We start from the raw sequence: 14,056 nt of genomic DNA, 5'->3' as shown, positions 1-14,056 counted from the left end.
CCCAGGATGAAACACAAAGAACGGCGCCCACCCGGAAGTACCGGATGGGCGCCGTGGAAAGAGCTACTTGGCGTCGGCGTCCTTCTTCTGCCGCTTGCCGTAGCGAGCCTCGAAGCGCGCGACCCGGCCACCGGTGTCCATGATCTTCTGCTTGCCCGTGTAGAACGGGTGGCAGTTCGAGCAGATCTCGACGTGGATGTTGCCGCTGGTCTTGGTGCTGCGCGTGGTGAAGCTGTTGCCGCAGTCGCAGTTCACGTTGGTGACCACGTACTCGGGGTGAATACCGCTCTTCATGGTGTCCTCTCTCGTTGGCTCCGGGTCCCCAGTCGATCCCACGGGGTGAACCGGCGCCGGACTTCAGCGGGTAATTCTGCCAGACGGGCAGACGGTGACTGGAACGCACCCCGCTGACCAGCTATTCCCAGTGGTTGAACCGTCAAGTTTGTATGGATCTTGTACACCGGTGACGCACCCTGGCGAGCCTTCGTGATTCTCTCACCGCCAGGAGGAGCAATGCGAAAGGTTTTCACAACGCTGGCCGCGGCCGCCGCCCTCGGCACGGCCGCGCTGGTGGCGGCGCCCGTCGCGAACGCCGACGTCACCACCGCCGACACCCATCCCGAGCTCGCGACCTTCACCACCGCGCCCGCCGCGTCGATCCAGGCCGCGGGCGACGGCACCCCGGCCGGCGCGGTCCAGTGGTACAAGAACCACCAGGGCAGCACCGCCTACCAGGGCCTCTGCGAGAAGGCCGCCGAGAACGCCTACGGCACCACCGGCGTCTGGGCCTCGGCGAACGCGCACTGGAACGGCGCGAGCCCGAAGCACACCACCGGCACCCCGCCGGCCGGCTCGTTCGTCTACTGGAACATCAGCGCCTACGGCCACGTCGGGATCGCCGACGGCAACGGCGGCTTCTACGCCTCCAGCGTCGGCGGCGCGATCGGCCACGGCTCCAGCGTCAGCTACTTCACCAACTACCGCGGCTGGACACCCGGCGCGGTCCCGCACCAGTAACGACGAAAAGGCCCTCCCGGCGAACCGGGAGGGCCTTTTTCGCGGAACGAGACTCAGTCGTCTTCGCCGCCGCCGAGGGCGGTCTTCGAGACCTGCATGAGGAACTCGACGTTCGTCTTCGTCTTGCGCAGCCGCGAGATCAGCAGGTCGATCGCCTGCTGCGAGTCGAGCGCGTGCAGCACCCGGCTCAGCTTCACGGTCACGGCCAGCTCGTCCGGCGAGAGCAGCAGCTCGTCCTTGCGGGTGCCCGACGGGTTGACGTCGACGGCCGGGAACACGCGGCGCTCGGCGATCTTCCGGTCCAGCTTGAGCTCCGCGTTACCGGTGCCCTTGAACTCCTCGAAGATGACCGTGTCCATCGTCGACCCGGTCTCCACCATCGCCGTGGCGAAGATGGTCAGCGAGCCGCCGTTCTCGATGTTGCGCGCCGCGCCCAGGAACCGCTTCGGCGGGTACAGCGCGGTCGAGTCGACACCACCGGACAGGATCCGGCCGGACGCCGGGGCCGCCAGGTTGTACGCGCGGCCGAGACGCGTGATCGAGTCGAGCAGCACGACGACGTCGTGGCCCATCTCGACCAGGCGCTTGGCCCGCTCGATCGACAGCTCCGCGACCGAGGTGTGGTCCGACGGCGGCCGGTCGAAGGTCGAGGCGATGACCTCGCCCTTCACCGAGCGCTGCATGTCGGTGACCTCTTCCGGACGCTCGTCGACCAGGACGACCATCAGGTGGCACTCGGGGTTGTTCGTCGAGATCGCGTTCGCGATGTCCTGCATGATCGTGGTCTTACCGGCCTTCGGCGGCGACACGATCAGGGCACGCTGCCCCTTGCCGACCGGCATGATCAGGTCGATCACGCGGGTGGTGAGCTTGTGCGACTCGGTCTCGAGGCGCAGCCGCTCGTTCGGGTACAGCGGGGTCAGCTTGGTGAAGTCCGGACGCCGCTTGGCCTCGTCCGGCTCCAGGCCGTTGATCGAGTCGACGCGCACCAGCGGGTTGAACTTCTGCCGCTGCTGCTCGCCCTCGCGCGGCTGGCGCACGACGCCGGTGATGGCGTCACCGCGGCGCAGGCCGTACTTGCGGACCAGCGACAGCGAGACGTACACGTCGTTCGGGCCGGCGAGGTAGCCGGAGGTGCGCACGAACGCGTAGTTGTCGAGCACGTCCAGGATGCCCGCGACGGGCAGCAGGACGTCGTCCTCGCGGATCTCGGTGTCCGGCGAACCGCCGTCACGCTGGCCGCCGCCACTGCCCCGGCGACGGCGGTCGCGGAAGCGACGGCCGCGACGGCCGCCTTCCTCGTCGTCGTCCGGCTGCTGGTTGCGGTTGTCCTGGCCGCCGCGGTTGCCGCCGTCCTGCTGCTGGTTGCGCTGGCGGTTGCCGTCCTGGCGGTTGTCGTTGCGACCGCCGCCCTGGCCCTGCTGACGGTCGCGGTTGCCGCCGCCCTGGCCCTGCTGGCGGTCGCCGCTCTGCTGGCGGTCACCGCCGCCCTGGCCACCCTGGCCGTCGGGCGACCCGGCGGCGCGGTTCGAGCCGCGGCGACGCCGGCTGCGGCCGCCTTCCTCGGGCTGACCGTCCTGGCCCTGCTGGCCGTCCTGCTTGTCCGAACGGTCCTGCTGCGGGCGCTCGGCCTGCGGCTGGGTGTCGGCCGGCGCGGGAGCGGCGGCCTTCGGCTCCGGCTTGGTCTCGACCGGGGCGGCGGGCGCCTCGGCCTTGGGCTCGGCCTTCGGGGCCGACGCCTTCACCGGCTCGCCGACGCCCTCGAGGGGCAGCGTCTCGGCGGCCGGACGCTTGCGGGACTTGCCCTGACGCTCACGGATCGCGGCGATCAGGTCGCCCTTGCGCATGCCCGTCGTCTCGCCGACGCCGAGCTCCCCAGCCAGCGAACGCAGTTCCGCCACGGTCTTCCCGGTCAACCCGCCGACCGTCTTCTTGGGAGCGGGGGTGGTGCCGTTCGACTCCGCGGCGCTGCTACCCACGTCGCTCAAAAGATCGGTGTTGCTCACACATGTCCTTCCTGACCGATCCACGCCTCCAGGCGGATCAGCGGACTGCCGCTCGCTTCTGATCGCGAACCGGCGTAACTGCCCCCCGATACGGGAGATGAGCTCTTCGGCCGTGCGGAACACAGCTGGAGCGCCTCCACCACAGGGGTTTGCGTCCTCCATTCGGAGGATGCGGAATCCGACACCGCCGAGACCGGAAACCCGCCTACGTCGCTCCGCGTTACCCCGCTTGCCAGGCGGTGCGGATTCGGCGGATCAACGAAGGATGCGATCCCAGAGGACCGGCATCGGGTGCGGAAACGCACGGTGATCGAACGCCCCCGAGGGTAGACCGCGCGGGTGCCGGGTGCAACAACCACCCCCCGCGTGGCGGCCCCTACCGCGGGCACGTGACCCAGCCTTTACTGAGCCGCAACCTGCACACCCGCCAGATCCACGGGCAGTTCGAGGACGTCGAAAGCTTCAACGCCGGGCACTGGCGGCAATATTCCCGTCGTGGTCAGCGCGAGCACCGTCGGTCCGGCGCCGGAGACCGCGGCGGCCACGCCCTGTGCACGGAGCGTCGCCACCAGCTCGGTGCTCGCCGGGTAGGCGGGCGCGCGGTAGTGCTGGTGGAGGCGGTCTTTGGTGGCTGCGAGCAGCAGCCGGGGCTCGGCGGTCAGCGCGTGCACGGCGAGCGCGGCGCGCCCGGCGTTGTGCGCCGCGTCGGCGTGCGGCACGGTCGGCGGCAGCAGGCCGCGCGTCATCGCGGTGGCCGAGCGCTCCGCCGGCACGGCGACGACCGGCCGGATCGACGGGTGCGGCGTGAGCCGCTCGGCGTGGAACTCCGCGCCTTCGCACCAGGCCAGGACGAGCCCGCCGAACAGGCTCGCCGCGGCGTTGTCGGCGTGGCCTTCGAAGCCGGCGGCCAGCTGCAGCGCGCCGAACGGGTCGAGGTCGCGGCCCGCCAGCGCGTACCCGGCGGCGACGCCGGACACCACCGCGGCCGCGGACGAGCCGAGGCCCCGCGCGTGCGGGATCGCGTTGGCGCAGCGCAGGTGCAGGCCCGGTGGCTCGACGCCGAGGTGCGCGCAGGTCCTGCGGATGGCGCGCACGACGAGGTGCGTCTCGTCGGTGGGCACGTCGGCGACCCCGCCCGCGCCGGCGTCGATCACCTCGACCTTGAGCCCGCCGTCGGTGACCTGCACCTCGACGACGTCGTACAGGCTCAGCGCCATGCCGAAGGCGTCGAAGCCCGGCCCGAGGTTCGCGGTGGAAGCGGGAACGGTGATCTTGAACGCGGTCACCGGAGCGCCCCAATGTGGCCTTCGGTGCGTGAGACGCACCCAAGGTGGCCTTCGGTGCGCAAGACGCAACCAAGGCCACATTGGGGCGCTTGCGAGCCGGGGGTCACCGCAGGTCCAGGGCCGCCGCGACCGCCGACGGGTCGACGGCCAGCGGCTCGACCTCGACGTTGCCCGCCAGCGCCGTCTGCGGGTCCTTCAGGCCGTGCCCGGTCACCGTGCAGACCACGCGGGACCCGCGCGGCAGCCTGCCGTCGGCGGCCGTGGCCAGCAGGCCGGCCACGCTGGTGGCCGACGCCGGCTCGACGAACACGCCCTCCCGCCCGGCCAGCAGCCGGTAGGCCTCGAGGATCTTCTCGTCGGTGACGGCTTCGAAAAGCCCCTCCGACGCGTCCTTCGCCGCCACCGCGGCGGTCCACGAGGCCGGGCTGCCGATCCGGATCGCGGTCGCGATGGTGTCCGGGTCGCGCACCGGCTCGCCGTGCACGAGCGGCGCCGCGCCGGCCGCCTGGAAGCCGAACATCCGCGGCGTGTTCTTCACCACACCGTCGGCCGCGTACTCCGAATAGCCCGCCCAGTAGGCGGTGATGTTGCCCGCGTTGCCGACCGGCAGGCAGTGGATGTCCGGCGCTTCGCCGAGCACGTCGCAGATCTCGAACGCCGCGGTCTTCTGCCCCGCGATGCGCACCGGGTTCACCGAGTTGACCAGGGTGACCGGGTAGTCGTTCGCGGTCTTGCGGGCCAGCTCGAGGCAGTCGTCGAAGTTGCCGTCGACCTGCAGGATCCGCGCGCCGTGCAGCACCGCCTGGGCGAGCTTGCCCATCGCGATCTTCCCCTGCGGCACCAGCACCGCGCAGGTGAGCCCGGCGCGGGCGGCGTAGGCGGCGGCCGAGGCCGACGTGTTGCCGGTCGACGCGCAGATCACCGCCTTGAGCCCGCTGGCCAGCGCGTGCGTGATGGCCACGGTCATCCCGCGGTCCTTGAACGAGCCGGTCGGGTTCGCGCCCTCGACCTTGAGATGGACGTCGCAGCCGGTCACCTCGGACAGGTGCCGCGCGGGCAGCAGTGGCGTGTTGCCTTCCCCGAGCGTGACGACCTGCGCCCCGTCCGGGACCGGGACGCGGTCCCGGTACGCCTCGATGATCCCCGGCCAAGCGTTGCTCACTGGTCTTCGCCTTCCACGCGCATGACGCTGACAACTTCGTGGACGACGTCGAGCTTCGCGATCTCGTCCACAGTGGACTGCAGGGCCGCGTCCGGCGCCTGGTGGGTCACCACGACCAGGCTCGCGCGGTCGCCGACGTCGCTCTGGCGCACGGCCGCGATGCTCACACCGTGCCCGGCGAACGCCTGCGCCACCTGCGCGAGCACACCGGCGCGGTCGGCCACGGAAAGGCTTACGTGGTAACGGGTCGGCGTCTGCCCCATCGGCCGCACCGGCAGCGCCGCGTGCGCGGACTCCCGCGGGCCGCGCCCGCCGGCGACGAGGTTGCGGGCCACCGCGACGAGGTCGCCGAGCACCGCGCTCGCGGTCGGCGCGCCGCCCGCGCCCTGGCCGTAGAACATCAGCTCGCCCGCCGCGTCCGCTTCGACGTAGACGGCGTTGAACGCGCCGCCGACGCCTGCGAGCTGGTGGCTGCGCGGGATCATCACCGGGTGCACGCGGGCGGAGACCGACTCGACGCCTTCGTCGTCGGTCACGCGTTCGCAGATGGCCAGCAGCTTCACCGTGCGGCCGAGCATGCGGGCCGCGGCGAGGTCGGCCGCGGTGACGTCGGCGATGCCCTCGCGGTGCACGTCCGACGCCGTCACGCGGGTGTGGAAGGCCAGTGACGCCAGGATCGCGGCCTTGGACGCGGCGTCGTAGCCGTCGACGTCCGCGGTCGGGTCGGCCTCGGCGTACCCGAGCCGGCTGGCCTCGTCGAGCGTCTCGGCGTAGCCGGCGCCCGTGGAGTCCATCGCGGACAGGATGTAGTTGGTGGTGCCGTTGACGATGCCCATCACGCGGGTGATCCGGTCCCCCGCCAGCGACTCGCGCAGCGGGCGCAGGAGCGGGATGGCGCCGGCCACCGCGGCCTCGAAGTACAGGTCGACGCTCGCCGCGTCGGCCGCTTCGAAGAGGTCGGCGGAGTGCTCGGCCAGCAGCGCCTTGTTGGCGGTGACGACCGACTTGCCGGCCTTCAGCGCGGCGAGCAGCCAGCCGCGCACCGGCTCGATGCCGCCGACCAGCTCGACCACGACGTCGACGTCGTCGGACGTGACGAGCTGCTCGGCGTCGGCGGTCAGCAGCTCGGGCGGCAGCTCCGGGTGCTTGTCCGGGCGGCGGACCGCGATGCCGGCCAGCTCGACCGGCGCGCCCGCCCGCGCGGCCAGCTCGCCGGCCTGCTCGGTGAGCAGGCGGGCGACCTCGCCGCCGACGGTTCCGCAGCCGAGCAGCGCGACCCTGATCGGATTCCGTTCCGGTGCAGACACTGTTGCTCAGACCTCCAGGCGCAGCATGTCGTCGGTCGTCTCCCGCCGCAGCAGCAGCCGCGAGCTGCCGTTGCGCACGGCGACCACGGCCGGGCGCGGCTGCCGGTTGTACGTGCTCGCCATCGAGTAGCAGTAGGCGCCGGTCGCCGCGACCGCCAGCAGGTCGCCGGGAGCCAGCGTGTCGGGCAGCCAGCAGTCTCGTACGACGATGTCGCCGGACTCACAGTGTTTTCCCACGACCCGGGACAGCACGGCCTGCACCGGCTGCTCGTTGTCGCCCGCGGAGCGGGAAACCAGCCGGACGTCGTAGACCGCGTCGTAGAGCGCGGTGCGGATGTTGTCGCTCATCCCGCCGTCGACGCTGACGTACCGGCGGACCGCGTCGTCACCGAGCGAGACGTCCTTGATGGTGCCGACCTCGTACAGCGTGACCGTGCCGGGCCCGGCGATCGCGCGGCCGGGCTCGCCGGCGATCCGCGGCACCGGGAGGCCCGCGTACGCGCACTCCTTGCGGACGATCTCGCGGATCTGCGTGATCATCTGCGCGGGTGGCGGCGGGTTGTCCTTCTCGGTGTAGGCGATGCCGAAGCCACCGCCGAGGTCGACCAGGCTGAGCTGGTCGAGCAGCTCCGTGCCGTGCTCCTTGGCCAGGTCGGCGAGCAGTCCGACGACGCGGCGGGCGGCGACCTCGAAGCCGTCGGCGTCGAAGATCTGCGAGCCGATGTGGCTGTGCAGGCCGACGAGCTTGAGCGACCGCGCGTTGAGCACGCGGCGCACCGCCTCGGCGGCGTCGCCCGACGCCAGGGAGAACCCGAACTTCTGGTCCTCGTGCGCGGTCGCGATGAACTCGTGGGTGTGCGCCTCGACGCCGACCGTGACCCGGATCAGCACCGGCTGCACGACGTCGTGGCGGGCGGCGAGGTCGGCCAGCCGGGCGATCTCGTAGTAGGAGTCGAGCACGATCGTGCCGACCCCGGCGACGACCGCGGCCTCGAGCTCCGCGGGCGACTTGTTGTTGCCGTGGAAGGTGATCCGCTCGGCCGGGAAGTTCGCGCGCTGCGCCACGGCGAGCTCGCCGCCGCTGCAGACGTCGAGGCTCAGCCCCTGCTCGGCCACCCAGCGGGCGATCTCGATCGAGAGGAACGCCTTCGACGCGTAGTGCACGAGCGCCGGGTCGTCGAACGCCTCGGCGTAGTCCGCGCAGCGCGACTTGAAGTCGGCTTCGTCGACCACGAACAGGGGTGTGCCGTGCTTTTCGGCGAGTTCTCGGACGTCGACGCCGGCGATCCGGACGACGCCGTCGCCGCCGCGGAAGGTGTTGCGGGGCCACACCTTCGCGGGCAGCTTGTCGAGCTCTTCGGCCCCCGACGGCTGGAGCCCGGAGGTGTCGGCGTGGGGGTAGACGTCGGCGTGCCTGGGGCCCGCGGGGTGCGCCATTTCTTACATCCGTTCCGGAGCGGAGACACCGAGGAGCGCGAGGCCGTTCGCCAGCACCTGGCTGGCGGCTTCGCAGAGCGCGAGCCGGGCGTGCGTCAGAGGGGTCGCCTCTTCGTCGCCCATGGGCAGCACGCGGCCCACGGTGTAGAACTTGTGGTAAGCGCCCGCGAGTTCTTCGAGGTAGCGCGCGATCCGGTGCGGCTCCCGCATTTCGGCGGCGCGGCGCACGGTTTCCGGGAACTCGCCGATGGTGCGGATCAGGTCGCCCTCGGCGGGCAGGGTCAGCAGTCCGAAATCGACGTCCGAACCGGACTTGATGCCGAGATCGGCGGCGTTGCGCTGCAGGGACGCCAGCCGCGCGTGGGCGTACTGGACGTAGTAGACCGGGTTGTCGTTGGAGTGCTTGCGCAGCAGGTCCAGGTCGACGTCCAAAGTGGAGTCCACGGAGTAGCGGATCAGCTCGTAGCGGGCCGGGTCGACGCCGACGGCCTCGACCAGGTCCTCCATGGTGATCACGGTGCCCGCGCGCTTGGACATCCGCACCGGCTTGCCGTCGCTGACCAGGTTGACCATCTGGCCGATCAGCACCTCGACCGTGGCCGGGTCGTCGCCGAACGCGGCGGCGGCGGCCTTGAGGCGGGCGATGTAGCCGTGGTGGTCCGCGCCGAGCATGTAGATGCACAGGTCGAAGCCGCGGTTGCGCTTGTCCTTGAAGTAGGCCAGGTCGCCGGCGATGTAGGCCGGGTTGCCGTCCTGCTTGATGACGACGCGGTCCTTGTCGTCGCCGTACTCCTTCGACTTCAGCCACCAGGCGCCGTCTTCGAAGTAGAGGTTCCCGGAGTCCTTCAGCTCCTGGACGGCGGCGGCGACCGCGCCGGACTCGTGGAGCGAGTTCTCGTGGAAGAAGACGTCGAAGTCGGTGCCGAACTCGTGCAGGCTCTGCTTGATCTCGCCGAACATCAGGTTGATGCCGATCCGGCGGAACGTCTCGTGGCGCTGCTCTTCGGGCAGCGACAGCGCGCTCGGCTCGGCCTTGATGACCTCGGCGGCGATGTCGTTGATGTAGCCGCCCGCGTAGCCGTCCTCCGGCGCGGGCTCGCCCTTCGCGGCGGCGATCAGGGACCGGACGAACCGGTCGATCTGGGCGCCGGCGTCGTTGAAGTAGTACTCGCGGGTGACCTCGCCGCCCTGCGCGCCGAGCACGCGGCCCAGCGCGTCGCCGACCGCGGCCCAGCGGGTGCCGCCCAGGTGGATCGGGCCGGTCGGGTTCGCCGAGACGAACTCGAGGTTGATCTTCGTGCCGGCCAGCGCGTCACCGCGGCCGAACGCGGCGCCGGCGTCGAGCACCTGGCGCACGATGTCGCCCTGCGCGGCGGCGGCCAGGCGAAAGTTGAGGAAGCCGGGGCCGGCCACCTCGGCGGAGGCGACGCCGTCGTCGGCCGAAACCGCTTCGGCGAGCGCCTCGGCGAAGTCGCGCGGTTTGAGGCCGGCCTTCTTGGCCACCTGCAGGGCCAGGTTCGTCGCGTAGTCGCCGTGGTCGGGGTTGCGCGGGCGTTCGATGGTCACCTGCTCCGGCAGCACGGCGTCGTCGATGCCGCGTGCGGCGAGCACCTGCACGGCGGAGCTGCGGACCAGGTCGGCGAGAGCGGCGGGAGTCACTCGTCGAATTCTAGGTGTGCCCTGGTGGGGCGCTCGCAGCGGTCTCGGCAAGGTCACGACACCCGCTCTTCGGGGGTCCGGGTGGCGGAGCCCCCGGCCCGAGGCGAAGCCTCGGTTGACACAGCATCCGCGTGAGGCGTTAACGGTGATCAGACGGCCGGTCTCTACACTGGCCCGGGCGGGAATCCGTCCGCAGCCACCAGAGGGAGAACGCGGGAGCCATGGCGAACGGGACAACTCGGAAAAAGGGTGCGGTGAAGGCGGCCCGCGGCTCCGTGGTGAGCAAGAAGGGCACGCCCTGGGGCACGATCATCGCCGTCGTGGCCATCGTCGCCCTGCTCGGCGCCGTGATCACCTACTACATGGTGAAGTCCGCGCCGAAGCGTGACCAGGCCGGCCGCGAGGCGGCGGCCGCCTCGTTCGCGCCGACCGCGTCCGACCCGGACCCGTCCAAGCGCATCCCCGGCGTGGTGACGGCCAACTACACCGGCAGCGTGCACGTGCTGCCGACCGAGCGCGTCGCCTACGACAAGACCCCGCCGTTCGGCGGCCCGCACGACCAGACGTGGGCCACCTGCACCGGCGTCGTGTACCCGACCGCGGTCCGCACCGAGAACATGGTGCACGCGCTCGAGCACGGCTCCGTCTGGATCGCCTACAACCCGCAGCAGGTCACCGGCGACGCGCTGAACCTGCTGAGCGTGCGCGTCAAGGACAAGCCGTTCACGATGATGTCGCCGTACCCGGGCCTCGACAAGCCGATCTCGCTGCAGTCGTGGGGGCACCAGCTGAAGCTGGACGACGCCAACGACGCCCGCATCGACGAGTTCATCGCGGCGCTGCGGAGCAACCCGAACGGGGTGTACCCGGAGGTCGGCGCGTCCTGCGACGCGGTCCCGGGCTCGTTCGACCCGGACAACCCGCCGCCGTTCGACCCGTCGAAGCCGGGTCCGGACGCGAAGCCGATGGACTACAAGGGCAGCGCCCAGGCCCAGGGTGAGCAGGGCATGCCGCAGTCGGCCCCGGCGTCCGCCCCTTCGGCCACTCCGACCAAGTGACGTCCGAAGCCGACCTCGACACCGAAGAGGTCCCCGAGCAGCCGACGTGGTCCCGCTGGGTGATCATCGGCGGCGCGCTGCTGGCGGTCCTGCTCATCGGCGGCGCGGCGGGCATGTTCCTCACCCGCGCCGTCGACGACCCGGGGTCCACCGCGACCCCGGCCCGCGGTTCGGTCGAGGTCGGCTTCGCCCAGGACATGTCGACGCACCACCTGCAGGCGGTCACGATGGCGGGCATCGCCCGCGACCGCACGACCGACCCGCAGATCAAGCAGCTGGCGTTCGACATCGAGCGCACGCAGCTCGAGCAGGTCGGCCGCATGAAGGGCTGGCTCATGCTGTGGGACCAGCCGGAGCAGGCGATCGGCGCCCCGATGGGCTGGATGACGGAGCCGATGCAGGGCCACGGCGGCATGTCGGCGCCGTCGTCGGTGAACCCTTCCGGTGGAGCGCTGATGCCGGGCATGGCGACTGACAAGGAGCTGTCGAAGCTGCGCTCGTTGTCCGGGCGGGAGTTCGACGTGTACTTCCTGCAGTTGATGCTGCGGCATCATGAGGGTGGGACGTCGATGGCTCAGTATGCCGCGGCGCATTCTTCGCTGCCGGCGTTGAAGGCGTTGGTGAACAGTATTCTGATTTCGCAGGGTGCGGAGATGGACCAGATCAAGCTGATGCTTTCCGGGCGCGGAGCCCAGCCACTGCCGGCTTAGGTTTCCTCTTCGACGGCGGCAAGCGCCACGGCGGATTTGCGAGTATCAGGGTGGTCCTCGCCAAGCACTCGTTCGCGACGGGCGAGAACATCTTGGTGTATTTCGCGGGAACGCTCGTTTTCACCGAGATTCTCGAGGCTGACACCGAGGTTGTAGCCCGAAGCGAGTGTATAGGGATGGTCCTCGCCCAAGATGCGTTTGCGCCGGGCTAAGGTGTCTTTGTCGATCTCGTAGGCCGCTTGGTGTTCGCCCAGCTCAGCCAAGCAGATCGCGAGATTGTTGGCCGAGACGAGCGTATCGGGATGGTCCTCGCCGAGAACACGTTTACGACGAGCGAGGATGTCTTCGCCGAGCACATGAGCACGCTGCAGATCGCCCAGATGTGTGAGGACGGCAACGACGCCGTTGGCCGCGGCCAGGGTGGCACGGTGGTCCTGCCCGAAAAGCCGCCTGCGGCGTCTGAAATTGTCTTCGATCAGCTCAAGGGCCTGCTGGTATCGGCCGAGATCGGCGAGCAAGGCCGCGAAGTTGCTGGCGGAGATCAGGGTGCTGAGGTGATCATCCCCATTCAGGTCCCGGCTTGACTCGTAGCTCCGTTTGCTTAAGGGCAGCGCACTTCGGCAGTCACCTCGGCTGCGAAAGTAGGAAGACGTGCAGTCGAGGATTTCGACGACTGTTCCAGTCGCGGCTTGAACATCGCGCGAAGCATCGGTCACAGCGAGGAAATGAGGCAGCAACGATCGCCAAAGCGGCCATGACGGCGGGTTGTTCCAGGGATCTTCGGGGCGCCCCGCATTCATCGCTCGGACAACTGTCGCGGACCAGCCATCATCCTTGGTGCGGGCCCGCAGCAACGCCGCCGGAACCCGGTGCAGCTGCACCGTGGTGGCCGTGACATCAGCCATGCCACGCACCCTCAACACACCCATCACATCCGCGAACGCCAGCGGATCACCCACGACAGCCGCCAGCTCATCAGGCCCGTGCTTCAACAAAGTCAGCGGCACAGGCTCCGGAGCCAACCAAGCGACAAACGTCAACGCAAGCAACGCCGCAGGATGATCCTGCCCCAACTGCTCGAACGACAAAGTCCAAGCCGCAGCCACCGAAGTCGGATACCCGTTGGTCTCCTCATGCCGATCCAGCAACTCCTCGGTCCGCTGCGCCAGCAATCCGAGATACGTATCCGCCGACCAGCCGTTCCCGGCGAGCAGCCAAGCCGCCTGGTCGACAGCCAGCGGCAGGTCACCGAGCGCGTCGGCCATCCGATCGGCGTCCGCGTCCCCCAGCGAGGGCAGCCGCGACTGCAGCAGCTGCACCGACTCCGACCGCGCGAACTCCCGCACCGGCAACGCCGTCGCGATCCCCGCCCAGTTCGGGTTGCGCGACGTGATGATCACGTGCCCGTCCCCGCCCGGCAGGAACGGCTGCAGCGCCGCCGCGTTCACGGCGTTGTCGAAGACCAGCAGCCACCGCCCCCGCGTGCGCAGCACGCCCCGCAGCCGGGCCAGTGCCGTGTCGGTCGAGTCCTGGTCCGTCGTCAGGTCGAGCGTGCGGGCCAGGTCGGCGAGCCGGCCCGCGATCAGGTCCGGGTCCTCCGACGGGACCCACCACGCGACGTCGTAGTCCCCGCTGAACCGGTCGGCGTACACCGACGCCACCGTCGTCTTGCCGACGCCGCCCATGCCGTGCACCACCGCCGGCTCACCGGCGCACAACGCCGAGCGCAGCCCCGACAGCAGCTGCTCCCGCCCGGTGAACTCCACCGTCCGCGCCGGGATGCCCCAGATCCGGCCGGCCGGCATCGACGCCTGCTGCGACCGCGGCAGCTCGGTCAGCGCCTGCAGGAGCGCCGTCTCCAGCTGGTCGGGCGAACACACCGTGGTGACGGTGAGCCCGCTCTCCAGCAACCGCTGCCGGAACGCCTCCTGCCGGGGCCCGTGCCGCAGGTCCCGGAACAACGCGGCCGGCCCCACCGTCTCCTCACCGACGACGAACACCAGCCGCGGCATGCCGTGGTCGGTCGCCGTCTGGAACTCCTGCTCCGTGTAGGAGACGTCGCGCACCAGGCTGCCGTAGTGGAACCCGGCGATCAGCACGTAGACGTCCGCCTCCGCCAGTTTCTCCTGGTCCACCTGCTCCGGCGAGACGTTCCGGGCCGTGAAGTAGGCCATGTCGGCCACCGCGTCACCGGCCCGCGCGACCGCCGACTCCGCCGCCGCCACGAACGAGCGTGGCTCCGGCAACGCGCGCAGCTCGCTCGTGTGGCTCAGGAACACCCGCCGCGCCGACGGTTCGCGTTCCGGCCACAGCGACCCCCACGCGACCCGCGGGTGGACGTGCAGGGTGTTGCCGTCGCCGATCTGGACACCGCGGCTCCCGGTGACGTGGATCCGCGGCGCGTCCGGGGGCAC

The 14,056-nt window shown here is 70.5% G+C and carries 11 protein-coding genes; 3 read left to right on the top strand and 8 right to left on the bottom strand.

The genetic code is table 11. The features are described from left to right. Window positions 1-63: 63 nt before the first annotated feature. Entirely contained in the window at window positions 64-294 is a 231-nt protein-coding gene (rpmE, locus tag M8542_RS03125) for a 50S ribosomal protein L31 (RefSeq protein ID WP_086840656.1), read from the bottom strand. Between the two features lie 219 nt (window positions 295-513). Between rpmE and M8542_RS03120 the strand changes: the two genes are divergently transcribed. Then, window positions 514-1,017: a CHAP domain-containing protein gene (locus M8542_RS03120; RefSeq protein ID WP_257918423.1), complete on the top strand. Its 504-nt coding sequence runs from the start codon at window positions 514-516 to the stop codon at window positions 1,015-1,017. A 53-nt stretch (window positions 1,018-1,070) separates the two neighbouring features. Here M8542_RS03120 and rho read toward each other — a convergent pair whose 3' ends face one another. The 6 genes from rho to argS form a co-directional block, all read right to left on the bottom strand. Then, window positions 1,071-3,023, bottom strand: coding sequence for a transcription termination factor Rho (gene rho / locus M8542_RS03115; RefSeq protein ID WP_257918422.1), 1,953 nt, complete (start codon window positions 3,021-3,023; stop codon window positions 1,071-1,073). A 401-nt stretch (window positions 3,024-3,424) separates the two neighbouring features. Then, window positions 3,425-4,309, bottom strand: coding sequence for a homoserine kinase (gene thrB, locus M8542_RS03110; RefSeq protein WP_257918421.1), 885 nt, complete (start codon window positions 4,307-4,309; stop codon window positions 3,425-3,427). 103 nt (window positions 4,310-4,412) lie between these two features. Beyond that, a complete protein-coding gene (gene thrC / locus M8542_RS03105) occupies window positions 4,413-5,471 on the bottom strand; it encodes a threonine synthase (RefSeq protein WP_257918420.1) in 1,059 nt (352 codons plus the stop codon). Beyond that, window positions 5,468-6,778, bottom strand: a complete 1,311-nt coding sequence (locus M8542_RS03100) for a homoserine dehydrogenase (RefSeq protein ID WP_257918419.1) — start codon at window positions 6,776-6,778, stop codon at window positions 5,468-5,470. The genes thrC and M8542_RS03100 overlap by 4 nt, the downstream gene beginning before the upstream one ends. A gap of 6 nt (window positions 6,779-6,784) precedes the next feature. Continuing rightward, entirely contained in the window at window positions 6,785-8,215 is a 1,431-nt protein-coding gene (gene lysA / locus M8542_RS03095) for a diaminopimelate decarboxylase (RefSeq protein WP_257918418.1), read from the bottom strand. A 3-nt stretch (window positions 8,216-8,218) separates the two neighbouring features. Further along, window positions 8,219-9,874 carry an arginine--tRNA ligase gene (gene argS, locus M8542_RS03090; RefSeq protein ID WP_257918417.1) on the bottom strand — a complete coding sequence of 552 codons (1,656 nt, stop codon included), beginning with the start codon at window positions 9,872-9,874 and terminating at the stop codon, window positions 8,219-8,221. A gap of 254 nt (window positions 9,875-10,128) precedes the next feature. Here argS and M8542_RS03085 point away from each other — a divergent pair, with 254 nt between their 5' ends. Both M8542_RS03085 and M8542_RS03080 read left to right on the top strand, forming a co-directional pair. Further along, window positions 10,129-10,932 carry a thioredoxin-like domain-containing protein gene (locus tag M8542_RS03085; RefSeq protein ID WP_257918416.1) on the top strand — a complete coding sequence of 268 codons (804 nt, stop codon included), beginning with the start codon at window positions 10,129-10,131 and terminating at the stop codon, window positions 10,930-10,932. After that, window positions 10,929-11,642: a DUF305 domain-containing protein gene (locus M8542_RS03080; protein WP_257918415.1), complete on the top strand. Its 714-nt coding sequence runs from the start codon at window positions 10,929-10,931 to the stop codon at window positions 11,640-11,642. The genes M8542_RS03085 and M8542_RS03080 overlap by 4 nt, the downstream gene beginning before the upstream one ends. On the opposite strand, the gene fxsT is transcribed toward M8542_RS03080, so the two are convergent. After that, entirely contained in the window at window positions 11,639-14,056 is a 2,418-nt protein-coding gene (gene fxsT / locus M8542_RS03075) for an FxSxx-COOH system tetratricopeptide repeat protein (RefSeq protein WP_257918414.1), read from the bottom strand. The genes M8542_RS03080 and fxsT overlap by 4 nt on opposite strands.

This window comes from Amycolatopsis iheyensis, from assembly GCF_024703995.1.
GTDB lineage: Bacteria > Actinomycetota > Actinomycetes > Mycobacteriales > Pseudonocardiaceae > Amycolatopsis > Amycolatopsis iheyensis.
The sequence above is the reverse complement of the archived record's forward strand: the minus strand, read 5'-3'. Positions and strand labels throughout refer to the sequence as shown.

Coding starts and splice junctions, on each gene's coding strand:
- rpmE (WP_086840656.1), bottom strand. CDS start 294: ATGAAGAGCGGTATTCACCCCGAGTACGTGGTCACCAACGTGAACTGC.
- M8542_RS03120 (WP_257918423.1), top strand. CDS start 514: ATGCGAAAGGTTTTCACAACGCTGGCCGCGGCCGCCGCCCTCGGCACG.
- lysA (WP_257918418.1), bottom strand. CDS start 8,215: ATGGCGCACCCCGCGGGCCCCAGGCACGCCGACGTCTACCCCCACGCC.